At 71.8% G+C, this 25,601-nt stretch carries 21 protein-coding genes and 1 pseudogene; 12 read left to right on the top strand and 10 right to left on the bottom strand.

Annotation, left to right across the window (positions count from 1 at the left end; translation table 11 throughout):
- Window positions 1-290: 290 nt before the first annotated feature.
- The 3 genes from ACFYWM_RS28845 to ACFYWM_RS28835 all read right to left on the bottom strand — a co-directional run bounded on the left by ACFYWM_RS28845 (window position 291) and on the right by ACFYWM_RS28835 (window position 7,474).
- Window positions 291-2,681 carry an ATP-binding cassette domain-containing protein gene (locus ACFYWM_RS28845; protein WP_389919637.1) on the bottom strand — a complete coding sequence of 797 codons (2,391 nt, stop codon included), beginning with the start codon at window positions 2,679-2,681 and terminating at the stop codon, window positions 291-293.
- A 583-nt stretch (window positions 2,682-3,264) separates the two neighbouring features.
- Window positions 3,265-3,528 (bottom strand): GlsB/YeaQ/YmgE family stress response membrane protein, encoded by a 264-nt coding sequence (locus ACFYWM_RS28840; protein WP_389919635.1) that lies wholly within the window; start codon window positions 3,526-3,528, stop codon window positions 3,265-3,267.
- Window positions 3,529-4,285: 757 nt separating this feature from the next.
- Entirely contained in the window at window positions 4,286-7,474 is a 3,189-nt protein-coding gene (locus tag ACFYWM_RS28835) for an FG-GAP-like repeat-containing protein (protein ID WP_389919633.1), read from the bottom strand.
- 800 nt (window positions 7,475-8,274) lie between these two features.
- Between ACFYWM_RS28835 and ACFYWM_RS28830 the strand changes: the two genes are divergently transcribed.
- On the top strand, window positions 8,275-8,856 hold the full coding sequence (locus tag ACFYWM_RS28830) for a class I SAM-dependent methyltransferase (RefSeq protein WP_389919631.1): 582 nt from the start codon (window positions 8,275-8,277) through the stop codon (window positions 8,854-8,856).
- A gap of 339 nt (window positions 8,857-9,195) precedes the next feature.
- Window positions 9,196-10,551 carry a serine hydrolase domain-containing protein gene (locus tag ACFYWM_RS28825; RefSeq protein WP_389919628.1) on the top strand — a complete coding sequence of 452 codons (1,356 nt, stop codon included), beginning with the start codon at window positions 9,196-9,198 and terminating at the stop codon, window positions 10,549-10,551.
- On the opposite strand, the gene ACFYWM_RS28820 is transcribed toward ACFYWM_RS28825, so the two are convergent.
- Window positions 10,494-11,387: a LysR family transcriptional regulator gene (locus ACFYWM_RS28820; protein WP_389919627.1), complete on the bottom strand. Its 894-nt coding sequence runs from the start codon at window positions 11,385-11,387 to the stop codon at window positions 10,494-10,496. The genes ACFYWM_RS28825 and ACFYWM_RS28820 overlap by 58 nt on opposite strands.
- 89 nt (window positions 11,388-11,476) lie before the next feature.
- Between ACFYWM_RS28820 and ACFYWM_RS28815 the strand changes: the two genes are divergently transcribed.
- From ACFYWM_RS28815 to ACFYWM_RS28800, 4 genes are all read left to right on the top strand, one after another.
- Window positions 11,477-12,181 carry a hypothetical protein gene (locus ACFYWM_RS28815; RefSeq protein WP_389919624.1) on the top strand — a complete coding sequence of 235 codons (705 nt, stop codon included), beginning with the start codon at window positions 11,477-11,479 and terminating at the stop codon, window positions 12,179-12,181.
- 210 nt (window positions 12,182-12,391) lie between these two features.
- Entirely contained in the window at window positions 12,392-13,396 is a 1,005-nt protein-coding gene (locus ACFYWM_RS28810; protein ID WP_389919622.1) for a hypothetical protein, read from the top strand.
- The gene (locus ACFYWM_RS28805; RefSeq protein ID WP_389919619.1) at window positions 13,393-14,217 is read left to right on the top strand and encodes an isocitrate lyase/phosphoenolpyruvate mutase family protein; all 825 of its coding nucleotides are present in this window, start codon (window positions 13,393-13,395) and stop codon (window positions 14,215-14,217) included. Before ACFYWM_RS28810 ends, ACFYWM_RS28805 begins: the two co-directional genes overlap by 4 nt.
- Window positions 14,218-14,590: 373 nt before the next feature.
- A complete protein-coding gene (locus ACFYWM_RS28800) occupies window positions 14,591-14,908 on the top strand; it encodes a DUF6355 family natural product biosynthesis protein (protein WP_389919617.1) in 318 nt (105 codons plus the stop codon).
- 172 nt (window positions 14,909-15,080) lie between these two features.
- Here the strand turns inward: ACFYWM_RS28800 and ACFYWM_RS28795 are convergent, their stop codons facing one another.
- A complete protein-coding gene (locus ACFYWM_RS28795; protein WP_389919615.1) occupies window positions 15,081-16,118 on the bottom strand; it encodes a TerC family protein in 1,038 nt (345 codons plus the stop codon).
- Between the two features lie 373 nt (window positions 16,119-16,491).
- Here ACFYWM_RS28795 and ACFYWM_RS28790 point away from each other — a divergent pair, with 373 nt between their 5' ends.
- On the top strand, window positions 16,492-16,806 hold the full coding sequence (locus ACFYWM_RS28790; protein ID WP_389919613.1) for a hypothetical protein: 315 nt from the start codon (window positions 16,492-16,494) through the stop codon (window positions 16,804-16,806).
- A gap of 161 nt (window positions 16,807-16,967) precedes the next feature.
- Here ACFYWM_RS28790 and ACFYWM_RS28785 read toward each other — a convergent pair whose 3' ends face one another.
- On the bottom strand, window positions 16,968-17,450 hold the full coding sequence (locus tag ACFYWM_RS28785; protein ID WP_389919880.1) for a hypothetical protein: 483 nt from the start codon (window positions 17,448-17,450) through the stop codon (window positions 16,968-16,970).
- Window positions 17,451-17,635: 185 nt separating this feature from the next.
- Window positions 17,636-17,686, bottom strand: a pseudogene (locus ACFYWM_RS28780) (hypothetical protein); the annotation flags it as partial.
- A 444-nt stretch (window positions 17,687-18,130) separates the two neighbouring features.
- Here ACFYWM_RS28780 and ACFYWM_RS28775 point away from each other — a divergent pair.
- Window positions 18,131-18,520, top strand: coding sequence for a cyclophilin-like fold protein (locus tag ACFYWM_RS28775; RefSeq protein ID WP_389919610.1), 390 nt, complete (start codon window positions 18,131-18,133; stop codon window positions 18,518-18,520).
- 75 nt (window positions 18,521-18,595) lie between these two features.
- Here the strand turns inward: ACFYWM_RS28775 and ACFYWM_RS28770 are convergent, their stop codons facing one another.
- Window positions 18,596-19,114, bottom strand: a complete 519-nt coding sequence (locus ACFYWM_RS28770) for a hypothetical protein (RefSeq protein WP_389919608.1) — start codon at window positions 19,112-19,114, stop codon at window positions 18,596-18,598.
- A gap of 143 nt (window positions 19,115-19,257) precedes the next feature.
- On the opposite strand from ACFYWM_RS28770, the gene ACFYWM_RS28765 reads away from it, so the two are divergent.
- The gene (locus tag ACFYWM_RS28765; protein ID WP_389919605.1) at window positions 19,258-19,935 is read left to right on the top strand and encodes a TetR/AcrR family transcriptional regulator C-terminal domain-containing protein; all 678 of its coding nucleotides are present in this window, start codon (window positions 19,258-19,260) and stop codon (window positions 19,933-19,935) included.
- A gap of 185 nt (window positions 19,936-20,120) precedes the next feature.
- Here ACFYWM_RS28765 and ACFYWM_RS28760 read toward each other — a convergent pair whose 3' ends face one another.
- Together ACFYWM_RS28760 and ACFYWM_RS28755 are read right to left on the bottom strand one after the other, a co-directional pair.
- Window positions 20,121-20,882 (bottom strand): class I SAM-dependent methyltransferase, encoded by a 762-nt coding sequence (locus ACFYWM_RS28760; protein WP_389919602.1) that lies wholly within the window; start codon window positions 20,880-20,882, stop codon window positions 20,121-20,123.
- A 310-nt stretch (window positions 20,883-21,192) separates the two neighbouring features.
- Entirely contained in the window at window positions 21,193-22,362 is a 1,170-nt protein-coding gene (locus tag ACFYWM_RS28755) for an erythromycin esterase family protein (protein ID WP_389919600.1), read from the bottom strand.
- Between the two features lie 90 nt (window positions 22,363-22,452).
- On the opposite strand from ACFYWM_RS28755, the gene ACFYWM_RS28750 reads away from it, so the two are divergent.
- The 3 genes from ACFYWM_RS28750 (at window position 22,453) to ACFYWM_RS28740 (ending at window position 25,532) form a co-directional block, all read left to right on the top strand.
- Window positions 22,453-23,136, top strand: coding sequence for a TioE family transcriptional regulator (locus ACFYWM_RS28750; RefSeq protein ID WP_389919597.1), 684 nt, complete (start codon window positions 22,453-22,455; stop codon window positions 23,134-23,136).
- An 886-nt stretch (window positions 23,137-24,022) separates the two neighbouring features.
- The gene (locus tag ACFYWM_RS28745; RefSeq protein WP_389919594.1) at window positions 24,023-24,976 is read left to right on the top strand and encodes a helix-turn-helix transcriptional regulator; all 954 of its coding nucleotides are present in this window, start codon (window positions 24,023-24,025) and stop codon (window positions 24,974-24,976) included.
- Between the two features lie 67 nt (window positions 24,977-25,043).
- On the top strand, window positions 25,044-25,532 hold the full coding sequence (locus ACFYWM_RS28740) for a VOC family protein (protein WP_389919591.1): 489 nt from the start codon (window positions 25,044-25,046) through the stop codon (window positions 25,530-25,532).
- The last annotated feature ends 69 nt before the right edge of the window (window positions 25,533-25,601 follow it).

The raw sequence follows: 25,601 nt of genomic DNA, 5'->3' as shown, positions 1-25,601 counted from the left end.
GGAAGATCCAGGGCCTTGGTCGGGCAGTGGGAACCAGCCGTCATTCCCGATTCGTTCCAGCACCGTGAAGAGGCGTGCACACCTGGGAAGGAGACGCCGGACAAGCGGTGAATCGGTACCTGTCACCGGGTTGGAAGCGAAGCCAAGACCAGGGCGCCCGCACCCCGCGCTCTCTCCCCCGCGCCCCGCCGGGGCGCCCCGCTGTCCCGTACGAGGACGTCCCGTACCAGGACGCCGGCCCGGCGGGCACCCGCGGGGTCGTCCCGCGGGTGCTCAGGCGGGTGCCTCTGTCAGGCGCCGACGTAGGCCGCGAGGTGCTCGCCGGTGAGGGTGGAGCGGGCGGCGACGAGGTCGGCGGGCGTGCCCTCGAAGACGACACGGCCGCCGTCGTGGCCCGCGCCGGGACCGAGGTCGATGATCCAGTCGGCGTGCGCCATGACCGCCTGGTGGTGCTCGATGACGATGACCGACTTGCCGGAGTCGACGAGCCGGTCGAGCAGGCCGAGCAGCTGCTCGACGTCGGCGAGGTGGAGACCGGTGGTCGGCTCGTCGAGGACGTAGACGCCGCCCTTCTCGGCCATGTGGGTGGCCAGCTTGAGCCGCTGCCGCTCGCCGCCGGACAGCGTGGTGAGCGGCTGGCCGAGGCTGAGGTAGCCGAGCCCGACGTCGGCGAGCCGGTCGAGGATGGCGTGCGCGGCCGGTGTGCGCGCCTCGCCCGCGCCGAAGAACTCCCTCGCCTCGATCACCGGCATCGAGAGCACCTCGCTGATGTCGCGCCCGCCGAGACGGTAGTCAAGCACCGAGGCCTGGAACCGCCTCCCCTCGCACTCCTCGCAGGTCGTGGCGACCCCGGCCATCATCGCGAGGTCGGTGTAGATGACACCGGCGCCGTTGCAGCCGGGGCAGGCCCCCTCGGAGTTGGCGCTGAACAGCGCCGGCTTCACGCCGTTGGCCTTCGCGAACGCCTTGCGGATCGGGTCGAGCAGCCCGGTGTAGGTCGCCGGGTTGCTCCGCCGCGAGCCGCGGATCGCGCCCTGGTCGATCGACACCACCCCTGCCCCGGCGGGGATCGACCCGTGCACGAGCGAGCTCTTGCCGGAGCCGGCCACGCCGGTGATCACGGTGAGCACCCCGAGCGGGATGTCGACGTCGACGTCGCGCAGGTTGTGCGCCGACGCGCCGCGGATCTCCAGCGCGCCGGTGGACGTCCGCACCTTCTCCTTGAGGGCGGCCCGGTCGTCGAAATGGCGGCCGGTGACGGTGCCGCTGGCCCGCAGCCCCTCGACGGTGCCCTCGAAGCAGACGGTGCCGCCCGCCGTACCGGCGCCGGGGCCGAGGTCGACGACGTGGTCGGCGATCACGATCGTCTCCGGCTTGTGCTCCACGACGAGCACCGTGTTGCCCTTGTCCCGCAGCCGCAGCAGCAGGCCGTTCATCCGCTGGATGTCATGGGGGTGCAGGCCGACGGTGGGCTCGTCGAAGACGTAGGTGACGTCGGTGAGGGAGGAGCCGAGGTGGCGGATCATCTTGACGCGCTGCGCCTCGCCGCCCGACAGCGTTCCCGAGGACCGGTCGAGCGAGAGGTAGCCCAGCCCGATCTCCACGAACGAGTCGAGGGTGTGCCGCAGCGCGGCGAGCAGCGGCGCCACCGACGGCTCGTCGAGGCCGCGGATCCACTCGGCCAGGTCGCTGATCTGCATCGCGCACGCGTCGGCGATGTTGATCTCGCCGATCCGCGACGACCTGGCCGCCTCGCTGAGCCGGGTGCCGTCGCACTCGGGGCAGACGGTGAAGGTGACCGCCCGGTCCACGAACGCCCGGATGTGCGGCTGCATCGCCTCCCGGTCCTTGGACAGGAACGACTTCTGGATCTTCGGGATCAGCCCCTCGTAGGTGAGGTTGACGCCGTCGACCTTCACCTTGACCGGCTCCTTGTAGAGGAAGTCGTGCAGCTCCTTCTTGGTGTACTTGTTGATCGGCTTGTCCGGGTCGACGAGGCCCGACTCGGCGTAGACCCGTACGGTCCAGAAGCTGTCCGACTTCCAGCCGGGGATGGTGAACGCGCCCTCGGCGAGCGACTTGGAGTCGTCGTAGAGCTGGGTGAGGTCGATGTCGGAGACCGTTCCCTGGCCCTCGCAGCGCGTGCACATGCCGCCGACGCGGGTGAAGGTCGCCTTCTCGGTCTTGCGGGCGCCGCGTTCGACCGTGATCGCGCCGCTCGCCCGGACCGTGGGGACGTTGAAGGAGAAGGCCTGGGGAGAGCCGATGTGCGGCTGACCGAGCCGGCTGAAGAGGATGCGCAGCATCGCGTTGGCGTCGGTGGCGGTGCCGACCGTGGAGCGGACGTTGGCCCCCATCCGCTGCTGGTCGACGATGATCGCGGTCGTCAGCCCGTCGAGGACGTCGACCTCGGGCCGCGCCAGCGTCGGCATGAAGCCCTGCACGAAGGCGCTGTAGGTCTCGTTGATCAGCCGCTGCGACTCCGCGGCGATCGTGCCGAACACCAGCGAGCTCTTGCCCGAGCCGGAGACACCGGTGAACACCGTCAACCGGCGCTTCGGGATCTCGACGCTGACGTCCTTGAGGTTGTTCTCGCGCGCGCCGTGCACGCGGATCAGATCGTGGCTGTCGGCATCGTGCGGCGCAGGCGACTGCGTGTCCGTCCTCGGGGCCATGCTCATCGTGTCTCCATCTGTTAAGCGGACCGCCTTCGCGGTCTCCGTCGGCGTCGCCTGGCTCGATCTAACCAGCTTTGAGCAGTACGTCTGGTTTTTCCTCTTGATCGGGAAGGGGGCCGCGACGGCCCGCCGCCCGCCTCGCCGACGGCACCGGCCGGGGTCGGGCCCGGCGCGAGAACCAGGGCCTCCGCCCGGCTTCAGCCTGCTTTCAAGCGTTACGGCTCGTTCTGGTTCGCTTCTTCATGCTTCGGCTCGTGGAGCGGCCAGAACGGGCCGTCAGGGCGGCCGGGGCGTCATGCGGGAGGAAGATCGCGTGAACGGTGATGTCCATGGTGGTCACGCTAGGTGCGGCCCGGGGGGCGGCGCTTCTCGAATCCTGATCGGTCCGGGCGCCTTATACCGATACCGGGCGCGGATACGCCGAGAGTCCGGTTCCGACTCGCGCCGGTGGGCGCTGATCGGTTCCGGACTCCTCGCGGGCCCTCACCCCCTGTAAGGGTGAGAACCCTCCTCATGTGGCGCGGTGGCCGAGGACCCGCGTCGTTCGTACCCGGAGGCGGGCCTTCCGGCCCGCGTCACATGAGGCTCAGGCCCTGGTGCCCTTCTTGCCCTGCATGTTGGCAACGACGCTCACGCAGATGACCGCCATGATCAGCTGCACCACGAAGGTCAGCCACGCCCTGTCCGCGAAGCCCAGCAGGTGGGCGATGGCGGTACCGGCGAGGGCGGCCACGATGCCCGCGAAGATGGTGGGAACCCACCCGATGTCCTGGCGGCCCGGAAGCAGCAGCCGGCCGAGGCCGCCGGTGATCGCACCGACGATGATGGCGCTGATGATGAACGTGATCATTATGATCTCCCTGTTCGGGCAGGTCTTCACTGTCGACGGTGAAGCTAGGGGGCCGTGGTTGACACGACCTTGACATCGCGTATACGCCGATGACCTGCCTGTATGAGGCGGGCGAATCGATGGCGGGACGTGCCCGGAACGGGTAAACAACAGTTCTTGAGTTGAGGGCACTGGACCCTCCTCTGCTTGCACGCTCGCTGCCTGCGAACTGCGTCTTCTTCCGTTTGCTGGATCGATCACCATATGTCGAAGTAACTTCACTCTCCGTGAAGTTTTTGTCGCAGGAGTGATGAGACGGCGGTGCGGGTGAAGTCGAGAGGTGTGGGTTGGCGCTGGGAGTCGTACGAGATCTACGCGAGCATCGAGCCCCTAACAGCGAAGAAGATCTTGCCGCCTTCGAGATCGATGTCCTGGCGGGGTTCGTGCTGGCTCGCGCGTCAGCCGGGCTGACCGACAGCACCATCGGCCGGCGAGTTGCTGCGGGGAATGGCCGCCGGGCGGCGGCGGGACGATCGCGGCACGTCGGGCGGTGATGAAGCTGTCGGGTGCAGCGCTCCTGGGCCTTCTCGACGGTGGTGATCGTCTGGGTCTCGCCCCGGAAGCCCTTCCCGGTGAGGCCGCCGCGTCCGGTGCGGCAGGTCAGGGCGGGTCGGCAGGCTCCGACTCCGGCTCCGGCCGAGTCGACATCGCCGTAGGTCGTGGACGGTCCCGGGAGCAGGCGGTCCCGGCCGGACGGCCGGGACCTTTGCGGATCTTCCTACTTGGGGCACCGGTTGGCGACGCAGAGTGGCAGGCCTCCGCCGCCGCCCTCGCCGTTGCTCCAGCCCCCGGGGTCGCCCGGGATGGGCGGGGCGGGGTCGCCCGGCATGGGGATGACGATGCCGGATCCGGCGGCCCCGTTGTTGGTCCAGGCCCGGACGCCGCCCTGGTCGTCGAGGACGAGGTAGTCGGCCCGGCGGTCGCCGTTGAGTTCGGCCAGTTCGATCTGGCTCCGCGGCGCGCCGACGCCCGAGGCGATCTCGCCGCGCGACAGCCAGGGCGAGCCGGTGCCGCCCCGGTTGTTCACCCAGGCGCGGATCTGCCCCTGGTCGCCGATGACCAGGTAGTCGTCGCGGCGGTCGCCGTTGACGTCGGCGAAGGTCACGGTGTTCCCGGCGGCCCCGACGCCCGAGGCGATCTCGCCCTGGTGGACCCAGCCGTCGGCCGCGGTGTTGAACCACGCCCTGACCCGGCCCTGGGCGTCGACCACGAGGTAGTCGTCGCGGCCGTCACCGTTGACGTCGCCGAATCTGACCTGGTCGCGGGCCCCGGCGCCGGAGGCGATCTCCCCTTGCGAGGTCCAGCCCGTCTCGGTGTTGAACCACGCCCTGACCTGGCCCTGCTCGCCCAGCACCAGGTAGTCGTCGCGGTTGTCACCGTTGACGTCGGCGAACCTGATCTGGTCGCCGGGCGCGGCGCCCGAGGCGATCTCTCCCTGCCAGGCCCAGGTGGAGCCGGTGTTGTGCCAGGCGCTGACCTGGCCCTGACTGCCGACCACGAGGTAGTCGTCGCGGCCGTCGCCGTTGACGTCGGCGAATCTGACCTGGTGGCGGGGTGCGCCAGCGGAAGCGATCTTGCCCTGCCAGCCCCAGGGGTCGGGGCGGTCGTAGCGTTCGTTCAGCCAGGCCGAGACGCTGCCGTCGTTGCCGACGACCAGATAGTCGGCGCGGGCGTCGCCGTTGACGTCGGCCAGGATCACCTGCGTGCGTTGCGCGCCGACGCTGGAGGCGACGTCGCCCTGGTAGATCCATGGCCGGCTGCCGCCGACGTCGTTGAGCCAGCCGCGGATCTGGCCCCAGTCCTGGACGACCAGGTAGTCGTCACGGCCGTCGCCGTCCAGGTCCGAGAAGCGCACCTGCGTCTGAGTGGCGCCCACCCCGGAGGCGATCTCGCCCCGGTAGCTCCACCCGCCGCCGACGCCGAGGTTGTTCAGCCAGGCCTTGACCCTGCCCTGGTCGTCGACGACCAGGTAGTCGGCCCGGCCGTCGAAGTCGACGTCGGCCAGTCGCACCTGGTCGCGGGTCGCGCCGACGCCCGGCGCGATCTCGCCCTGGGAGGTCCAGCCCGTCGAGGTCCGGAGCCAGGCTCTGACCCGGCCCTGGTCATCGACCACGAGGTAGTCGTCGCGGCCGTCACCGTTGACGTCGGCGAAGCGGACCTGGTCGCGCGGGGCCGAACCGGAGGCGATCTCGCCCGCGTAGTCCCAGCCGCCGCCCTGTGCGGCGCGGTTGTTGTACCAGGCCTTCACCTGGCCTTGGTCGCCGACCACGAGGTAGTCGTCGCGGCCGTCGCCGTTGACGTCGGCGAAGCGGACCTGGTCGCGGGTCGCGCCGACGTCCGCGGAGATCTTGCCGACGTAGTTCCAGCCCTCGACGACGGGGCCGCTCGGCGGCGGGCCGGGGGGCGGCGGCGGAGGGCTGGCCGGATCGGGGCGGCACGGCCCGGGGTCGCCCGGGAGTGCGGGCATGATCAGGCCTTCGGCCATCGCGGCGTTGATCGCGCCGTGGTAGGCGTCGGCCATCTTGCGATAACCGTTGTTGTTGGGGTGCAGCGAGTCCGCCAGGTCGGCCGCGGTGAGGTTGAGACTGCCGTTGCCGACCAGCCTGACCCGCCTGCCCTCGGCGCGGAGCGTGTTGACGATGGTCGGCAGGTAGGCGTTGTACGTCCCGATCCGCGCGTTGACCGTCTGGTTCGTCGAGGGCACGAGGCTGGAGACCAGGACGGTCGTCGTCGGGGACAGGTCGGTGATCTTGCGGACCAGCTTGGCGAGCCGGTTGCGGGCCGCGACGACGTCGCTGTCGTTGGCCAGGTCGTTGGTCCCGATGTGCAGGACGACGACGTTGGGCCGGTAACGGTTGATCGCGCAGTCGGCCGCCAGGCTGTCGATTTGGTCGATCCACCAGCGGGGATGCCCCTCGTGGTCGGTGTCGGGGATGGAGCCCTGCCCCGAGTCCTTGGAGCCGACGAAGTCCAGTTCGCTCGTGTCGTCCTGCAGCAGGCTCCACAGGCGGGCGCGGTAACCGACGCCGCCGGGGGAACCGCCGACGCCGTGAGTGATGGAGTCGCCCAGCGGCATCACGCGCAGCGCGGTCGTCGGGCGGACCCAGCCGCGCCGGACGGCCTCGTTCCAGATGCCCAGGTTGAAGGAGTTTCCCTGGGTGCTGCCCACCGCGCCGCTGACCTTGTTGAGCAGGGCCGAGACGGCGGGCCAGTTCTTGAACCAGTCCGCGGCGCTCTTGAAGTAGCCACCGATCTTCGTGAAGGCGCCGCTCCAGGTGGTGCCCGCGGAGAACGGGCCGAGCCACGCCTCCCAGGCGGCCTGGGCGAGGCCGTTCATCACGGCGACGATCGCCGCCCGCTTCCAGAACTCCGCGTCGGTCAGCTCTCCGGAGTGCAACCGCAGGATCAGCGCGGAGAGCAGGTTGCTGATCACGGTGCTGAGGAACGCGCAGGCGGGCGCGGAGATGACCGCCCCCACACCCGTGGAGTTCAGGGTGAGCACACACGCCAGCCGGAGGATGACACCCCCGGCGTAGGCGACGGAGGTCAGGATCGCCCGCTCCCACCAGTTCAGATCGGTGGCGGCCACCTCCGACTCGATCGTGAGTGACAGGCCGGCGCTCGTGAGGGTGAAACTGCCGTCGAAATCAGGCGGGTCGACGACGGCCCCCGGCAGATTAACGGGGTGCTTTTCGGACTCCTCCCTGATCGTGTCGCTGAGCAGGTCGTTGCGCCCGTTGATCTCGTTCACCCAGATGGCGACCTCGGCCCGGTCGGTGCCTTCGGGTATCGGGATCGCCAGCGTGACCGTGGTGGTGGCGGCCTGCGCGGCCGGGACGAAACCCACTTGGAGCAGCAGCGTCAGGACGACGAGCAGGGATAAGGCGAAGCGGCCGGATTTCGGCACAGTTCCTCCATCTGTCAGGAGATGCAGGGTGATCAAAACCCGCCTGCCTCTGGGATCAATGACAGGCGGGTGAACGGCCGAATATGATTTGGCGAGTGTTCGGTGGCCCCGGATTCACCCGGTGAGCCTGGTGGGGGTGCCACCGCAATACGGCGGAAATGGGCTGCGGTCGCTCGAATCCGCAGGTCGGACAGTGAGGCCGAGGGCGGGTGAATGACCGCGCCCAGCCTGGGACCGGATTGCGGTCCGCATGGTTGCCGATGCGTCTACCAGCGAAGATATTGCTCGGTTGACCGGGCAAAGCCAAAATTCTGTTTGGTCTGCGGCCCACCGCGGCATGTTTCTGCCGTATTCCTCTGGCACCCTAGTGTCTCGTCTCGTTTGACCTGCTCGGTGTCTCGCCTGATTCGCTCGGCTACGCGTTGACTGAGCAGGTCAGGTGAGACGCAGAGCACACCAACCACAACTCTTAAGGAGCGACTTGTGAGTTCCCGGCATTCTTGATCGGCCATGGCACACGCCTTCCGGCCTGTGAGCTGTGCCTTCTCCGCGATCTGTGGAACGGGACACCGCATTGAAGGTGCTTCGGGGTTTCTGAGGTTCCGTCACCCGTGTTGCTCATCGTGCGGCTGCGATGAAGGCGGGAATCGAGCGGCGCGCGTTCTTGTCGGTGCTCGCCGGCATGATCCGTCCATGCCGGCTCCGGATGTCTCATCGATCGCGTCCTTCTGGGATGCCGCCGCCCCTTCCTTCGACGACGAAGCCGATCACGGCCTTCGTGATCCCCGGGTCAGGACCGCATGGGCACGGCGACTACGCTTCTGGCTGCCCGGCCCCCGGCCGATGTCTTGGACCTGGGCTGTGGCACCGGCTCGTTGTCGCTGCTGCTCGCCCAGCAGGGACACCGCTCGGTTGGGATGGACCTGTCGCCGCGCATGGTCGAACAGGCCCGCCACAAGCTCACCAAGGCCGGCTTCGACGCCGCGGTACTGGTGGGCGACGCGAGCGATCCCCCGGCACGGGCGGGGCACTCCTTCGACGTGATCCTCGCCCGCCACCTGCTGTGGACCCTTCCCGCACCCCAAAAAGCCCTGCACCGCTGGGTGAGCCTGCTGCGCCCGGGAGGACGGCTGGTATTCATCGAGGGGAGATGGGACAACCCTGCAGACGATCAGTTCTATGCCGCAGGGTCCGAAGCACTGCCCTGGCTCGGCGGGGTGAGCGTCGAGCGTCTCCTCCAAGCCCTGCGGCCACTCGCCGCCGACCTGCGCACCGAGCCGCTCACCGACCCCGACCTGTGGGGCCGCCCGATCCACGACGAGCGGTACGCCATCATCGCCCACCCGCAGCCGACCACGAGTTCCAGCGAACCCAAGGGGTGAGACACCAATCGAAGCTGAAAACCTCCGAGTTCTCCTTGAAGAACCTTCAGTTCGGCCGAACTCACGGCGGACGTGCCGGTAAGACTCGTGTCACCGGGCACACGCGACCGGGTTCGCCCAGCTCGGCGGCCCCTGCTCGCCGGCGGGGAGCCGGTCTGCGGCGGCTACGGGTTGTTTTCGCGTCGGGACGGCGGGGTGAGCCCGCGCCGGCGGACGGCCCGGCGCTCATCTCCCCCCGCTCACCGCGCCGGGCCGCCACCGACGTCCTCCCTGCCCGTACGGCACTAACCTGGGGGCACTTTTTCGCATTGGGTTTTGTGTCGGGTGAGGAGCCATTTGATGTCGCCGGTTCTGGAGAGTACGGCTCGCGCGCTGCTGCGCAGGATCGCGGTGGAGCAGGCCCAGGGACGCCTGCCCTCGCTGACCGCCGCGGTGGTGCGCGACGGGGAGCTCGCCTGGTTCGGCGCGCGGGGCCGGGTGGAGGGGATCGCCCCCACCCCCGTCACCCAGTACCGCATCGGCTCGATCACCAAGAGCCTGGTCGCCGCCGTGGTGATGCGCCTGCGCGACGAGGGGAAGGTCGACCTGCTCGACCCGGTCGGCAAGCACGTCCCCGGCCTCCAGGCCGGGGACGTGACCGTCGCCCAGTTGCTGTCGCACACCTCGGGGCTGAGCGCGGAGTCGCCGGGCCAGTGGTGGGAGCGGACCCCGGGTGTGCCGGTCGCCGAGCTCGTCGCCGGGCTCGGCCCCGAGGCGGCCAAGCACCGGCCCGGGCGCCGCTACCACTACTCCAACGTGGGATTCGCCCTGCTGGGCGAGCTGGTGGCCCGGCACCGCGGCGTGAGCTGGGCCCAGGCCGTGCACGAGGAGATCCTGTTGCCGCTGGGCATGCACGACACCACCACGCGCCCGCGCGCCCCGCACGCCACCGGCTACGCCGTGCATCCCTGGGCGGACGTGCTGCTGCCCGAACCCGAGCACGACGCGGTCTCCATGGCCCCGGCCGGGCAGCTGTGGTCCACCCCCGCCGACCTCGCCCGGTGGGCGGCGTTCGTGGCCGGCGACACCGGGGACGTGCTCGCCCCCGACACCGTGGCGGAGATGCGCGAGCCCGCGACCGTCGACGACGGCGACGCCTGGACCGGCGGGTACGGCCTGGGCCTGCAGCTGGCCCGCGCGAACGGCCGCCGCCTGGCCGGTCACACCGGCTCCATGCCGGGCTTCCTGGCCACGGTGTGGGCCGACCCGTCCGACAAGGTCGGCGTGCTGTTCACCGCCAACTCCACCGCGGGCGTGAGCCGGAACCTGCTGACCGACCTGCTGGCGATCCTCGACCAGCACGAGCCGCGCCTGCCCGCCGAGTGGGAGCCCGTCGCCGACACCGCGGGCCTGCTGGAGCTGGCCGGTCCTTGGTACTGGGGGCCCAGCGCGTACGCGCTGCGGCTGCTGCCCGAGGGCGGCGTCTCCCTCACCCCGGTCGGCGGCGCGGGACGGGCCTCGCGGTTCACCGCCCAGGCCGACGGGACCTGGCTGGGGCTGGACGGCTACTACGCGGGCGAGACCCTGCGGGTGGTCCGCAGGCCCGACGGCTCCCTCAGCCACCTGGACCTCAACACCTTCGTCTTCACCCGCACCCCCTACGACCCGGAGGCGGAGGTGCCCGGCGGGGTGGACGAGGGCGGCTGGCGCAGCTGAGCGGCGAGCGCGGCGGCCGGGCCGACGGTCCCGGCGTACAGGACCTCCACCCGGTGCACCACACGCGGTGAGCTCAGCGGCACCCCTCTCGCCGCCCCGGTCACCCCGGCCGCCTCGGCGGCCACGGACGCGGGCAGCAGGACCAGCCCGTGCCCGGCGGCGACCAGGTTCAGCACCGTGCGCACGTCCTCGCCGTCGTAGCGGGACGCGGCGCGGAACCCGCCCCCGCCGGCCAGCTCGCGCAGCCGCTCCACCGGTACGGCGACCGGCGCCCGCAGCCACAGGGCGTCGGTCAGATCGGCCAGGTCCAGGCCGCGCCGGTGGGCGAGCGGGTGGCCTGAGGGCAGGAGCACCGCCAGTTCCTCCTCGGCGACCCCGAAGCCCGACAGCGGTCCCACGTCGGGCAGCCGCAGCGGGTCGCTGGGGGCGGCGATCCCGTCGACCAGGCCGAGACCGGCCGCGCCCGAGGCGACCTCGGCGGCGACGCGCTCGCGGGAGATTGTACGGAGCCCGCACCCCGGCGGCAGGCTCCGCACGATCGCCGGGAGGCAGGACAGCGGGGAGGCGACCAGCTCCAGCCGCCCGGCCGGTCCCGAGGCGGCGCGCAGCACGTCCGCGCGGGCGGCCCGGTGGCGCAGCAGCAGCGGCCCGGCGTGTTCCAGCAGGCGCTCCCCCGCGCGGGTGGGCTCCACCGGGCGGCGGTGCAGCAGAACCAGGCCCAGATCGGCCTCCAGCGTGGCGATCTGCTGGGAGACCGCCGACTGGGTGTAGCCGAGCTCGGTGGCGGCGGCGGAGAAGGACCGCAGCCCGGCCACGGTGACGAATGTGCGCAGCATATGCGGGTCCACGGTGTATCAGTATCGCTTATCGGCCCACCGGTAATCATCGTTGGCGCTTACCCGGCCGCCGGGGTCAGGATCGGGGCATGACCACCGCGAGGATCGCCCTGGTGGGCGACAAGTCACCGTCCGTCCGGTCCCACGCCCGCATCCCCGTACTGCTCGAAGCACTGCGCGAGCGCGACGGGCTGGCGCTGGACGCCTACTGGATCCCCACCACCGAGGCCACCGGCCTGGAGGGCTTCGACGGCGTCTGGATGGTGCCCGGCAGCCCGTACCGCAGTGAGGCCGGCGCGGTGAACGCCGCCCGCACCGCCCGCGAGCACCGCGTCCCGTTCCTGGGCACCTGCGGGGGTTTCCAGCACACCCTGCTGGAGTACGCGCGCAACGTCCTGGGCCTGCCCGTCGCGCACGCCGAGAACGACCCGGGCGCCGAGGACTTCCTGCTGCTGCCGCTGGCGTGCTCGCTGGCGGGTCACGAGGACGCCGTCCGTCTGACGCCGGGATCGCTCGCCGAGAAGATCGTCGGCACCGAGAGGACGGTGGAGAGATACTCCTGCGCCTTCGGGCTCAACGCCGACTACGTGCCCGCCCTGGAGGCGGGCGGGCTGCGCTTCACCGGCCACGACGAGGCGGGGCTGGTACGGGTCCTGGAGCTGCCCGGCCACCCGTTCTTCCTGGCCACCCTCTTCCAGCCGGAACTGGCCGGGGACGGCAGCCGCCCGCACCCGATCGTCACCGGCTTCGCCTCGGCCTGCGTCGCCCACGCCGCCTCCTCCGCGCGGGCGTGACCACCGCCCCGTTTCACGCGGGGGGTGCGTGGAGGAGGTACGCGGACGCTTCGGCGGGGGCCGAAGCGTCCGGCGTCTAGCCTTCCGATCGCCGCCGAGCCACGGGGCGCCGCACCGCGCGATCCCCGGCGGGAGAAGGGGTCTCCACCCCGTGGAAACCCTGAAGAACCCCGGAGAACCAGGGCGATCAGGGATAACCAAGGAGAACCGATGACATCCGATCCGCTGGTTCTGAGCCGGCCCGCCGAGATACGGGCCGTGCTGGCCGATTCCCGTTTCACCGTCGACCCCGTACCGCGCCCGCCGTTCGCGCTGACCGTGGCGTGGCTGCGCGGAGCGGTCGGCCGCTTCGCGGAGGGGGCGGCGCACGCCGGGCGCAGGGCCGCGGCGGAGGCGGTGCTGGCCGGGCTGGACCCGGACACGCTGCGCGCCGAGGCGTTCCGGCTCGCCTCGCGAGACGCCGGTCCTCCCGCCTGTCCCCCGGAACTGGTTCCGGTGCTGGTCCTCGCCGTCGCCCTGGGGGTACGGGCCGAGGACGGGCCGGAGGCCGTGGAGGCCGTCGCGGCGATCGCCCCGGCCTACCTGCCCGGGACGGGACCGGCACCCGGGCCCGGTGAGGCGGGATCCGGCACGGCCGACGAGGGGCTGGTGCGGCTCGCGCGCCTGCTGGGCGACCCGGCCCCGGAACGGCTGGCCGTGGTGGCGGGGCTGCTCGCCCAGGCGTACGGCCCGACGACCGGTCTGGTCCGCGCCGCCCTGGCCGCCGCGACGGCGCGGTCCACGGCCGGAGCGAGTGCCGCCGGGTCGCGCGGGAGCGGGACGTGGACGGTGGAGGAACTGCTGGACGAGACCCTGCGCCGCGATCCCCCGGTCCGTACGCTGCGCCGCAGGGCACCCGGCGACGGGAGAACCGTGGTACTCGACGTCGCCGCGGCCGGCCAGGACCCCGGAACCGTCCGGACCCCCGAGACGAGCCGGGACCCCGAGACCGGCCGGGACCCCGAAATCGGCCGGGTCCCGGCGACCGGTCAAAACCCCGGGACCGGCCACGACCCCGGGACCGGCCAAGCCCCTGAGACGGCCCGCCGCGCGGTCCTCGCGCGTACGGAAGGCGAGCCGGAGTACCTGACGTTCGGGGCGGGGCCGCGTGCCTGTCCGGGCAGGCGGGTCGCGCTGGCCCTGGCGGCCGGGGCGGTCGAGGCGGCGACCCGATGACGTTCGCGCGGTTCAGGGCGCTGCACCACGCGGACGAGCCGCTGCTGCTTCCTTGCGCGTGGGATCACGCCTCCGCGGCGGCCCTGGCGCAGGCGGGGTTCGCCGCGATCGGGACGACGAGCCTGGGGGTGGCCGCCGCGGCGGGCAAACCGGACGCCGGGCGGGCGACGCGGGAGGAGACGCTCGCGCTGGCACGGACGATCACGGGGCTGGGCGTCCCGGTGACGGTGGACATCGAGGCCGGGTTCGCCGAGGCCCCCGGCGAGGTCGCCGACCTGGTGGCGGAGCTGGCGGGGCTGGGAGTGGCGGGGATCAACCTCGAAGACGGCCGCGGCGACCGCCTGGCCGATCTCCCGGCACAGACCCGGCTGGTCGCGCTGGTCAAGCGACGGGTTCCCGAGGTGTTCCTCAACGCGCGTACCGACGCGTTCTGGCTGGGCCTGCCCGATGCCCGGACCCTGGCGCTGGAGAGGGTCCGGGCCTACGCGGAGGCGGGGGCCGACGGGGTCTTCGTGCCGGGCGCGAGCACCGAGCGGGATATCGAGGCGCTGGTGGCCGGGGCCGGGGTGCCGCTGAACGTGCTCGTCCAGCCCGGTGTCCCGGTGCGGCGGCCGGCCGAGCTGGGCGTGGCCCGCCTCAGTTACGGGTCGCTGCTGTTCCGGGCGGCGTTGCGCGCGGCCGTCACCACGGCGCTGGCGGTGGCCCGGGGCGAACCGGTCATCGGCGACGTGCCGTCCTACGAGCAGGTCGAGGCGCTGCACCGGTACGGCTCACGCACCGGCGACGTCACCGACGGCACCGGCGGGACGGGTCGCCCCTGACGGCGGGCAACGGCTCCGCCGGTGGCGCCGGTACCGGTTCCCGGCGTGGTCGAGCACGCCGTGCCCTTCTGCCGAGCCGGGCCTTCCGTCCCCACGCGGCCTCGCCGTAACCCAAAGCGTGCAAGCCGTCGCTCAGGGTGTCCGAGCTTGGCCGCGGGGTGGACCGAGTCCGTCCGTGACCCTGTTGGACACCTCGGCGGCACGGATTGGCTGACGTTCACGGTGGTTGACCGGGGCGAACACGACCGGTGAGCCACGACGAGGAGCGACCGGCCTGGACGGGTCCCCGCGCGGACCCGTCCAGGCCGGAAGCCCAAATCCCCTGTTCCCGAAAAGTCGGCACATCCGGCCGGCCTGAACAACGGAGACCATCATGAACGCACGCCGCAGACTCGCCGCGACCCTCATCGCCACCCTCGTGGCCGCCGGTACGGCGTTGCTGACCGGCCAGCCGGCCCACGCCACGGAGACCTCGCCCGACGGCGTGCGCGTCTCCACGGCGGCCAACCCCTGCGGTATGTACCGGGACGGGGACGCCGCGATGTACAAGAACTGCACCACGGTCAATGAGAGGATCTTCGTGACCTACTTCCTCGGCGGCAATCGGTACTACTGCGTGACCCCCGGTTCGACGGCCTACGTCGGGTCCTGGAACGGTACGTTCCGGGTCTACAACCGGGGCACCTGCTAACCGGCCATCACGCCAGGTCACGCCTGGCCGGGCCCGGGGGTCGGGCCGGGCGGCCGGTCGGGGTCGAGGCGCACGCGTTCGGGCGCCTCGGCCTCCGGCGTACCGGCGGGCGGGATCAAGTAGCGGCTACGTCCACATGAACGCCGCGAGCGGGCCTCCGGCGCGGGGCCCGCTAGGGAGCCGGCCGCGAGCGGGGCTCCCGTTCGGTGGGCGGCGCGGGAGGTCTCGCGTCGCGGCGGTTGGCGTGCACGCTCGTGATCGTGACGGTGATCAGGACCCCGATGATGACCGCTAGCGAGATCGGGGTGGGGATCTCCGGTACCCACGTCCAGATGCCGTGCGCCCAGTGCAGGACGAGCTTGATCCCGATGAAGGCCAGGATGACGCTGAGGCCGTGGTTCAGGTGCCGCAGCTTCGTCAGGACGCCCAGGAGCACGAAGTAGAGCGCCCGCAGGCCCAGCAGGGCGAAGGCGTTGGTGGCGAAGACGATGAAGGGGTCGTCGGTGACGCCGTACACCGCGGGCACCGAGTCGACGGCGAAGACGATGTCGGTGGCGAAGACGGCGACGATGGCCAGCGCCAGCGGGGTCAGGGCGCGGCGGCCGTTCTCGCGGACGACCAGGTGGGAGCCGCGGTAGTCGTCGGTGACCGGCATGAAGCGCCGCAGCAGCCGGATCGAGCGCATGGAGGAGATGTCGACCTTGTGCTGCTCCCCCTTCAGCGCGTCCTTGAGGATCTTCCAGGCGGTGACGATCAGTATCCCGCCGAACAGCAGGAACGCCCAGGTGCCGCTCTTCAGGACGGCCGCCCCCAGCGCGATGAAGATCGCGCGCAGCACCAGGGCCCCGACGATGCCGTACAGCAGGACCCGCTGAGCCAGTACGGAGGGGACCGCGAAGGCCGACAGCAGCAGCATGAACACGAACAGGTTGTCCACCGACAGCGACTTCTCCACCACGTAGCCGGTGAAGAACTCCATCCCCACCTCGGAGCCGAAGACCCCCCACACGTAGACGCCGAAGATCAGTGGCAGTGTCAGGTAGAAGATCGACCAGCCCACCGCCTCGCGCATCCGCACCTCGTGCGGGCGCCGGGTCAGCATGAAGTCCACGGCCAGCAGGGCCACCAGCGCGGCCACGGTGATCATCCAAAGTTTCGGCGAACCGATCGTCTCAAGCTCGGCCACCGACAGGAGCGTCTCGGCGGACATGCAACCTCCTCGAACGCGCTCGGCTGTTCGAGGTCTCCTTCACCCGTGCCTGTGGGTGGCCGCCCGAGGACGTCATGAAACGTCCGTACTGACCGGATCGGCTCTTGGAAGTACTCCCCTCGTCCTCCCAGGTTAGGCGGCCCCCCGAGCGGGGCCCCGCCCCGGGGGAGGCGTTTGACTATGGCCTGAGCTGCACGGATAGTGGAATTGATACGGATTGATACGGAGGGGAGTACCCACCGTCCGACACCTCGATCGTCATCACGGTCCCCGGTGACAGGGAGACCCGGCGGGGTGGCCCTCGCGCGACGCGAGGGTGTGGGAAGACCTTCGTCCTCGTCACATGATCACAGCGAGGCCGAGGGAGGACTCGATGTCGACCACCGCGCTTCTCGAAATTCTGCTGGGCGTGTTACTGACGATCTCCGCGATCGCCACCGTCGCCGTGCTGTGGCCGGGCAGGCCCCGGCCCCGGCTGCCGCTCCCCCCTGACCCGCCCCCCACCCGCCGTCCGCCGGAGACCGGCACGAGGCGCCCGGCCCCGGCGGGCCGGAGAGGCCGCGCACCGGTTTCGGCCAGAAGGTCGGGGGCGAGGCCGACCGGACCCGACCGGCGGGCCGTCTCCGGTCTCGGCCGGGAGGGCGAGGGTGAGCCCGGCCGGACCCGGCCGACGGGCCGTCTACGGTGACGGACGCACTCCGCCCGGCACCCGCCCCGAAGGCGAGGCGGACGCACTCCGCCCGGCACCGGCCCTGAAGACGAGGCGGACGCACTTCGCTCGGCACTCGCCCCCGAGACGAGGCGGACGCACTCCGCCCGGCGCCGTTCCCGAAGACGAGGCGGACGCTCTCACGTTCCGGGATGAGCGCTTTCCCGGAGGTTTTCCTGAGGAGTCGCCCGCGAGGCGAGCAGGGCCAGGGCGTGGTCGGTGGATGATCCCGGTTCGGCGGTGAAGATCGTCATGGTGAGGCCGGGGTCGCCTCGCAGGTCCATGCTCTCGTAGGCCAGGGCGAGATCGCCGACCACGGGGTGGTGGAAGTACTTGAGGCCGCCCGCGTGGGTGCGGACGTTGTGGGAACCCCAGCGGCGCCGGAAGTCGTCGCTGCGGGTGGACAGCTCGCCGACCAGGTCGCGCAGGTCCCTGTCGTGCGGGTCCCGGCCCGCGGCGGTGCGCAGGTTGGCCACGGTGGTGTCGGCGGTCAGGTCCCAGTCGGGGTAGAACCGGCGGGCGGCGGCGTCGAGGAAGGCGAACCGGGCCAGGTTGGGCGCGCCGGTCGGGTCGGCGTAGGCGTCGGCGTACAGCGCGCGGCCCAGGTGGTTCGCCGCGAGCAGGCCGGACCTGTTGTTCCCGACGATCGCCGGCCGGGTGGTGACGGAGTCGAGGGCCCATCGCGGGGAGCCCCCCGGCGCGGGCGCATGGCGGCCGCGGTGCCGTCGGCGGCCTGGGCGAGGTGGAACAGGTGACGGCGTTCGGCGTCGTCGAGGCGCAGGGCGCCGGCGATCGCGTCCAGGACACCGGCCGACACGCCCCCGAGCGCGCCGCGCTCCAGCTTGGCGTAATACTCCACGCTCACCCCGGCCAGCGCGGCCACCTCGCTGCGGCGCAACCCTGGGACACGGCGACGTCCCGCGTGGGGCACCCCGGCCCGCTCAGGGGTGATCTTGGCTCGCCGCGAGGTCAGGGACTCGCGGACTTCGGCACGGTTGTCCACCCCGCCACCGTACGACGGCGGCCGTGTGCCGAGGGATGCCCTGTCAGTACACCTATCGCCGGTGACTTCCTCCCGGCGCGCGGCGGGGATCTTCTTGGGGCATGAACCTCACCCCGCGACCGCGCCTCCGCCTCCGGGCGGGCGCGCCACCGGCAGCCCTCCTGGCCCTCCTGCCGGCCGTCCTGCTGACCGGCTGCTCGGCGGGCGGGTCGGGCGGCCCCGTCGCGATGCCCCCCCGCCGACCCGGTCTCCGCGACCACCACCACCGTCGCCGGCGCGTCCGGCGGCCTCGCCGATGCGGTGCGGGCCGATGCGGTGCGGGCCGATGCGGTGCGGATCGTGCTGCGTACCGGCGACGGGCTGGCGACGGCCACGCTCGCGGCCACGCCGGCGGCGCGCGGGTTCGCCGCGATGCTGCCCCTGCGGCTGACCCTGCACGACCCGATGGGGCAGGCGAAGTCGGGGCGGTTGCCGCACCGGATCGACATCCCCGGCGCCACCCGGGTCGTCGATCCCGACGTGGCCGGCATCTACTACTGGCCGCCGAGCGGGGTCGTCGCCATCGTCTACGACGACCTCGGCCGGTCCGTGCCCCCGCCCGGCATGGTCCGGCTCGGCTCCGTGGACAGGGGGCTGGACGCGCTCGCCCGCGCCGGGAACCGGTTCACGGTCTGGATCGACCGGGTCTGACGCCCGCTCGGGAAGGTCCCGGCGAGCGGGAGCCGCAACACGGCGGCGGCGACGTGAGCCGGTTCGGGTGGCGTCTCAGGCGAGGACCGTCGCGGCCAGGGCGAGGATCGAGGCGCCGAACACCACGACGTGCCGGACGTTCTGCAAGGTCCACGTCCAGGCGGGGAAACCGTCCTCGGCGGCCTTGAGCAGGGCCGGTACGTCGACGCTCGCCAGCTCCGGGTCGCCCTTGCGCAGGAAGGCGGCTCGCACGGACTTCTCGGCCGTCAGCTGGCTGTGGAGGATGAGGCCGTTCCCGGCCAGGACGAGGGACTGGAAGACCAGGGTCAGGGGGTGGGCCCAGCCGTCGCCGATCAGGTTGAGCGCGGCCAGGGTCACCATCACCGCGGCGACGGCGACCGGGGCGGCGGTCTCGTGGCCCCCGGCGTCGAACCTCATGCCGTTCTCGGCCAGGACGGTGGGCCGCACGTCCTGGCGTCGCAGTTCGGCCTGCGCGCCGGCCATGGCGGTGGCCCCGTAGCGGTGGCGTACCAGCGGGATGCTCACGAAGGCGGCGGCGACGAGCAGCTGCGTGGCGGCGACGAGGACGTTCACGGTGGGTCTCCTTGGTGGGTGCGCCCGGGGGCGCCGCATCGACTTGCACTATGTTCAAGTCGAATGTAGAGCGCTTCTTGAACTTAGTGCAAGAGAGTTCTTGAACTTTGTGCAAGACGGGCCGGGTGCCCTATCGTGGCCGCATGCCGCGCGACACGCTCACCGCCGAACAGATCGTCCGCACCGCGATCGCCCTGCTCGACGAGCAGGGCCTGGACGGCCTGAACATGCGCAGCCTGGGCGGCCGGCTCGGCGCCGCCGCCACGGCCGTCTACTGGCACGTCAAGAACAAGGACAACCTCATCCAGCTCGCCGGCGACCACGTCTGGAACGAGATCGAGCTGCCCGACCCCGACGCGATCGGCTGGCGGGCCGCGGCCACCGCGATGGCCACCGGCCTGCACGCGATGTTCACCCGCCACCCGTGGCTGGTCCAGGCCTTCGGCTCCCACCTGTTCCACGGTCCCGGCAAGGCGCGCCACGACGACCACAGCCTCGCCGTCTACGAGGCGGCCGGCTTCACCGGCGCCCAGGCCGACCGCGCCGCGGCCACCGTCTTCACCTTCGTTCTGGGCAACGTCCTGGGCGCCTCGGCCGCGATCTCCCTGACCAGACGGCTGGGCCGGGACGGCGCCGACGCCCAGGCAGTGATCCAGGACACGATGACCAGGGCGACCGAGGTCGCCATGGACTTTCCCCGGCTTCGCGCCCGTCTTGAGGCACCCGCGGCCACCGACTACGCCGCCGCCCCCGACCAGACCTTCGAGTTCGGTCTGGAGGCCCTCCTCGACGGCCTCGGAAACCGGCTCGCGAGCCTGTAGCGCCATCCTCCGGCGAGCCCGGCGAGCCCGGTTTCGACGGCGGCGCCCCTGGAGCGAGCGGTGGTTCACCGTGGCCGCGGGGGCTCCGGACCGTTCAGGGGGCTCCGGGCCGTCCAGGGGGTTTGGGCCGTTCAAGGGACTCCGGGCCGTTCAAGGGACTCCGGGTCGTCCAGGGGACGCCGGCGTCAAGGGCGGCGTTCGAGCGTGAGCAGCGGCTCGGAAAGCGCGGGTACCGGTGCGTCGGGATCCGCGGCGACGGCCCGCTCCAGGTTGCGGAAACCGGTCTCCACCTCGTCGGGAGCGAGCTGGGCGAAGAACGAGAGGGTGCGCAGGCGCAGGCGTTCGAGTCTCTCGCCGCGGGTGCCGGAGGACGGCTGGGTGACCGTGCCGAAGTCCGTGACGCGCCAGCCTCCCGAGGTGAACATCTCGATGACCTCGTGCAGCGGCTGGAACAGGGCGGTGTCCACCTCGAAGCCGCGAGGGAAGTACTCGAGCCACCACGGCATGGGATGGTGGTCGCTGAAGTTCGCGCGCAGCAGCAGCCGCCCGCCGGGCCTGACCACCCTGGCCAGTTCCCGCACCGCCCGCGGCTTGTCCTGGACGTGATGCCAGGACAGGAACATGAGCGCGTAGTCGGCGCCGGCGGACGGCACCGGCATGTCCTCGGCGAGGCCCGCCACGTACCGCGCGTCGGGATGCCGTGACCGCTCCTGCGCCGTCTCGCGCATGCGGATCGACGGCTCGACACCGGTGACCGGCCCGAACGCTCGCGCCAGCGCCGGGGTGAGCCTGCCGGTCCCCGAGCCGACGTCCAGCCCTTCCAGCGGACGCCGCTCGGGCAGCACCGCTTCGAAGGCGCCGATCCATGCCCGCAGCTGCCGCTCGGTGAACGCACGGCCACGCGCGTAGTCGCGGTACTGCTCGGTGTCGTAGTCGATCCGCCTCATCGTGGCTCCCGCGCCGGCCGGGCCGCGTCCAGGCGGCGGAACCCCTGATCCGGCGGCCGATCGGCGGGGCCGCCGTGGCGGGCACCGGCGACCCCGCTCGGGAAAGGGAACGGGAACGGGTGGTGTGCCTGTCCGGCCATGCCGTCACATTACGCCTGGCGCGTCCCGCCCGGTAGCCGGATCGACGACCCTCCGCCGCGCGGGGCCGGCGTCTCGCCCCTCACCCGCGGACCGCCTTCGGTGCGGAAGGCGGGCACGGACGGTGTGCCCGACGCACGCGCCCGTCAGCACGACCTGGCACGCGCGCCCGTCACCCCAGCCTGACGGCCTGCCTGAGGAAGACGACGCCGTCGACCAGGTCGAGCTGGGCCGGGTCCAGCGGGAAATAGGCGAAATCATGGGAGACGCGCGGGGCGGGCTCCATAGCGGCCTTCGCGAGGGCCTCGGCCAGGCGGCGGGTGTCGACGAGAGCGCGGTCCCACGGGAGCGTGGACAGGATGCCCTCGACGGTGTCCGGGGGCGGGGTGTCGTCGCCGACCGTGCCGAAGGCCGAGGCCAGGAAGGCGTACCGGGCGCCCAGGTGCGCCTCGGTGATCGACCCCGCGCTCCACCACTCCAGCCGCTGGTCGCCGAACGACATGAGACTCTTGTTCCGCTGCAGGTGGAGGTTGTGGGTGAAGACCAGGGCGGGGCCCCGCTCGGCGACGGCGCGCAGGTTGGCGGCCATCATCGCGTCCCGCAGGGCCGACAGCCGCCCTATCCGCGCGGGAGAGGTGTCGGCCATCCAGGAGTGGTAGCGGAGCAGGCCGACGGCGGTGCGCCCGTACAGCGCCGCCCGCTCCCGGTCGTGCGCGCTCAGCCGCGGCGCCTGCGTGTCGAGCAGGGCCACCAGGTCGTCGGCGAGCAACCGTAGCCGCTGGGCGTCGGCGGACCGGCCGATCGACTGGGACGGGTCCATGACCGTGGCCTCGTTCGTCCACCGCTCGTCCGGGCCGAGCAGCGCGTCGAGCGTTTCCACGGTGCAGGGGAGGGGGCCGTCGAGGAGGGCGTGGAGGGCGGTGAGCGCCTGGCGCGGGCTCGCCGCCCAGTACTCCAGCGGGCCGTCGAAGCCGAAGAACCGGAGCCCGCCGCCATGCTCCTCGTTGTACGCGCGCATCCAGCGCACGAGCTCGCGGTTGGCCGGCGAGGTGCCGAAGTTGTGGCTGAAGCCGCGTTCCATGACGTCGTCGAGCGTGCCCGCGCCCGTCGTGACGTAGTCGTCGACCACCAGGCCCATGAGGCAGTCACTCTCGATGGCGAACGACCGGTAGCCCTCGTGCTCGACCAGGTGCCGGAAGATCTCGTTGCGCGCCTCGCCCAGCTCCCCCACGAAGTGCCTGGCCTCGCCCAGGCCGAGCAGCAGGGGTTCGGCGGGAAGCGACCGGAGGAACGCAGAGACGCCCGCGCCGTCGAACGGCCGGGCCGTGTCCTTGATGTTCATTCCTTAAACGGTATCGTTGAACATTCGGTGTAAACTTTTCGCGGAATTTCCCATTCCCACCGCGACGGACCTTCAATCGGGGATGCATCCATGAGGCCGGTCGACCTGGCGCGCGAGCACGGCCTGTCCACCCAGGCGATCAGGAACTACGAGGACGCCGGCATCCTGCCCGCCGCCGAACGCACCGCCCACGGCTACCGCACCTACACCCCGCCGCACGCGCAGGCCCTGCGCGCGTTCCTCTCTCTCCTGCCCGGACACGGCCACCAGACGGCCACCTCGATCATGCAAGCGGTCAACCGGGGGGCCACCGACGAGGCGCTGCGGCTCGTCGACGAGAGCCACTGCCGGCTCCTCGACGACCGCCGCACCCTCCAGGCCGTCGAGGCCGCGCTCCGCGACCTGGCGCCCGTGCCGCAGGAGCGCGGCGACACGTTCATCGGCCCGCTGGCCAGGAGGCTCGGCATCCGCCCCGCCACCCTGCGCAAGTGGGAGAACGCCGGGCTGGTCCGGCCGCGCCGCGACCCGCGGACGGGCTACCGCATCTACAGCGCGACCGACGTACGGGACGTCCGGCTGGCCCACCAGCTCAGGCGGGGCGGCTACCCGCTGGAGCGGATCGCCCCGCTGATCGCCCAGGTCCGCTCCGCCGGGGGCGTCGCCCCGCTGGAGTCGACCCTGCGCGACTGGCAGGGCCGCCTGTCCGCCCGGGGCCGTGCCATGCTCGGGGGCGCCGCCGACCTGGACGCCTACCTCCGCGCCCGCGAACCCTGAGCCCGCGTCGCGTCCACCCCGGCGTGACGCCGCCCGGCCGCTCCAGCGGTGCCCGCGGGCGGGCCTCCGGGCCGGAGGGTCACCAGGTCGAAGGGGCGCCGCCGATGGGCAGTTCGTCCAGACGGCCGGGGACGGGCGCGTCGATCAGCACGTCGCGCGGGGTGAAAGGTGAGGGCTTCCCGGATCCAGGGAGTGCGCCGAGGCTAGCTGAAACGACGCTCTATACGCCTATGGCAATTTTTGCCTGCTTGCCCGGCTTTACGGCAAGGCGGCCGCGCACGGAACTCGCCACCTGGGTGGGCCGGTTCCCGGCTCGGCCCGCCTACTGCGTGTGAACTTCACTCCGGCCGAGGGATGGACGCCGACGCGACCGTGGTGCCGACAGTTGGACATCGCACTGCCGGGCGGCCGCGTCACAGAGGCGTGGACCGGCCCGCGTCAGGACGCCGGATGACAACGGCCTCGGCGACGACCGAGGCGGCGGCCCGCGCTGACCCCCGTCCGACGCCCCAGAAAGGCGCCGAGGCCGAAATGAGTGACGTACGAGCAAGACTCTCCACCCTGTGGATCGCCGTCATGTTCACCATGCTCTACGCGGATGTGCTCAGTTTCCTGAACGCCGGATTTCTGCGGGGGCTCATGGCGCCGACGCCGGGCCCGGCGAAGACCTCCCGCAGCGGCCGGCCCGCAGCGGGTCGTGAGCGGACCTGGCGCGCTGGCGGGGCTGACCGCGCACACCAGGACCGTCAGCCCCGCCGGCGTCGAGTGCCGGGAGGTCCGGCCGCGCCGCCGCCGGAACGGGCGGGCGTCCGGCGTCACGCGGCCGGCGGGCCGGTGAGGTCCGGGCGCCGGTCGTGCGCGCCGGCCTCCTGGCATCCTTGGTGACATGTCCGGCACCTCGGCACGACTGCTGAACCTGCTGTCCCTGCTCCAGGCTCCGCGCGACTGGCCGGGCAGCGAACTCGCGGCGCGTCTGGAGGTCAGCCGGCGCACCGTCCGCCGCGACGTCGAGCGGCTGCGCGACCTCGGCTATCCGGTACGCGCGACGATGGGCGGTGAGGGCGGCTACCGCCTGGTGGCGGGTACCGCCATGCCGCCGCTGCTGCTCGACGACGAGGAGGCCGTGGCCATCGCCGTCGGCCTGCGTACGGTGGCCAGGCACCCCGTCGCGGGCATCGACCAGGCGTCGGTCCGCGCGATGGCCAAGCTCCAGCAGGTGTTGCCGTCCCGTCTGCGGCACCGGGTCGGCGCGCTGAACGCCGCGACCGAGGCTCCCCCTCCTTTCTCCGGGCCGGACATCGACCCGGAGATCCTCACCGCGATCGCCGGGGCCGCGGCAGGCCACGAGCGGCTGCGCTTCGCCTACGAGGCGGTCGACGGCAGCGCGAGCAGGCGGCTGGTCGAGCCGTACCGCCTGGTCACCGTGGGCAGGCGCTGGTACCTGGTGGCCTTCGACAACGACAGGGACGACTGGCGGATCTTTCGCGTGGACCGCGTGAGCGAGCCCCGCCCGACCGGAGTGCGGGTGCCGGCGAGGACGCCGCCCGCCGAGGACGCCGCAGCCTTCGTCACGGCCAGGCTGTACTCGACGGCGCCCACCTTCCGCGCCGTCGCCACCCTGCACGCCCCGGCCGAGCGGGTGGCGGCCCGCCTCGGCGACGCGGCGGGCGAGGTGGAGCCGATCGACGCCGACACCTGCCGACTGTCCGGGCAGAGCGACACCCTGGAGTGGCTGGCATTCCGGCTGGTCATGCTGGGGTGCGAGTTCGAGGTGCACGAGCCGCCCGAGCTGGTCGACTACCTGCGTGAGATGGCGGCCAGGACACTTCGTGCCGTATAGGTCGGAAACTGACCTACACGAGGCCTAGTGTCGGTATCACGTTCCGGCACGCAAGGAGGCACCCCAGATGTCTGTCAACGCGATCCCCGAGGGCTACACGACCGTCACGCCGTGGATCATCTCCCGCGACACGGCCGCGGTCATCGACTACATCCGGAAGGCGTTCGGCGCCGAGGAACTGGGCCGGGTGATCGACGCACGCGGGGTGATCGGGCACGCGGAGGTCCGCATCGGCGACGCGATCGTGATGCTGTTCGACGGCGACCCGAGGTGGCCCGCGACGCCCGCGTTCCTCCGGCTGTACGTCGAGGACGCCCGCGCGGTGCACCGCCAGGCGGTCGAGGCGGGGGGCGTCTCCATCTCGGAGGTCACCCATCTGGCGTTCGGCGACCTGGTCGGGCGGGTGCGCGACCCGTTCGGCAACGTGTGGTGGATCCAGACCCACATCGAGGATGTGACGCCCGAGGAGATGGAGCGACGTCTCGGCGACCCGGAGTTCACCGCGGCGATGGAGTACATGCAGCGCCCCGAGACCGAGTTCTTCCCCCGGAACTGACCTCGGGCGACCTGGAAGTACGCCGCACCGCTGTGGTCCACGATCTTCACCTGGTCCTCCCCGAAGCTG

Source organism: Streptosporangium sp. NPDC002721 (assembly GCF_042888905.1).
Taxonomy (GTDB): Bacteria; Actinomycetota; Actinomycetes; order Streptosporangiales; family Streptosporangiaceae; genus Streptosporangium.
Note: the sequence above shows the minus strand (reverse complement) of the source record. Positions and strands in the feature narration are given on the sequence as shown.

What these genes read in the sequence shown, in the direction of transcription:
- ACFYWM_RS28845 (WP_389919637.1), bottom strand. Translation starts at nt 2,681, where the DNA reads ATGAGCATGGCCCCGAGGACGGACACGCAGTCGCCTGCGCCGCACGAT.
- ACFYWM_RS28840 (WP_389919635.1), bottom strand. Translation starts at nt 3,528, where the DNA reads ATGATCACGTTCATCATCAGCGCCATCATCGTCGGTGCGATCACCGGC.
- ACFYWM_RS28830 (WP_389919631.1), top strand. Translation starts at nt 8,275, where the DNA reads ATGGGCACGGCGACTACGCTTCTGGCTGCCCGGCCCCCGGCCGATGTC.
- ACFYWM_RS28825 (WP_389919628.1), top strand. Translation starts at nt 9,196, where the DNA reads ATGTCGCCGGTTCTGGAGAGTACGGCTCGCGCGCTGCTGCGCAGGATC.
- ACFYWM_RS28820 (WP_389919627.1), bottom strand. Translation starts at nt 11,387, where the DNA reads ATGCTGCGCACATTCGTCACCGTGGCCGGGCTGCGGTCCTTCTCCGCC.
- ACFYWM_RS28815 (WP_389919624.1), top strand. Translation starts at nt 11,477, where the DNA reads ATGACCACCGCGAGGATCGCCCTGGTGGGCGACAAGTCACCGTCCGTC.
- ACFYWM_RS28810 (WP_389919622.1), top strand. Translation starts at nt 12,392, where the DNA reads ATGACATCCGATCCGCTGGTTCTGAGCCGGCCCGCCGAGATACGGGCC.
- ACFYWM_RS28805 (WP_389919619.1), top strand. Translation starts at nt 13,393, where the DNA reads ATGACGTTCGCGCGGTTCAGGGCGCTGCACCACGCGGACGAGCCGCTG.
- ACFYWM_RS28800 (WP_389919617.1), top strand. Translation starts at nt 14,591, where the DNA reads ATGAACGCACGCCGCAGACTCGCCGCGACCCTCATCGCCACCCTCGTG.
- ACFYWM_RS28795 (WP_389919615.1), bottom strand. Translation starts at nt 16,118, where the DNA reads ATGTCCGCCGAGACGCTCCTGTCGGTGGCCGAGCTTGAGACGATCGGT.
- ACFYWM_RS28790 (WP_389919613.1), top strand. Translation starts at nt 16,492, where the DNA reads ATGTCGACCACCGCGCTTCTCGAAATTCTGCTGGGCGTGTTACTGACG.
- ACFYWM_RS28765 (WP_389919605.1), top strand. Translation starts at nt 19,258, where the DNA reads ATGCCGCGCGACACGCTCACCGCCGAACAGATCGTCCGCACCGCGATC.
- ACFYWM_RS28760 (WP_389919602.1), bottom strand. Translation starts at nt 20,882, where the DNA reads ATGAGGCGGATCGACTACGACACCGAGCAGTACCGCGACTACGCGCGT.
- ACFYWM_RS28755 (WP_389919600.1), bottom strand. Translation starts at nt 22,362, where the DNA reads ATGAACATCAAGGACACGGCCCGGCCGTTCGACGGCGCGGGCGTCTCT.
- ACFYWM_RS28750 (WP_389919597.1), top strand. Translation starts at nt 22,453, where the DNA reads ATGAGGCCGGTCGACCTGGCGCGCGAGCACGGCCTGTCCACCCAGGCG.
- ACFYWM_RS28745 (WP_389919594.1), top strand. Translation starts at nt 24,023, where the DNA reads ATGTCCGGCACCTCGGCACGACTGCTGAACCTGCTGTCCCTGCTCCAG.
- ACFYWM_RS28740 (WP_389919591.1), top strand. Translation starts at nt 25,044, where the DNA reads ATGTCTGTCAACGCGATCCCCGAGGGCTACACGACCGTCACGCCGTGG.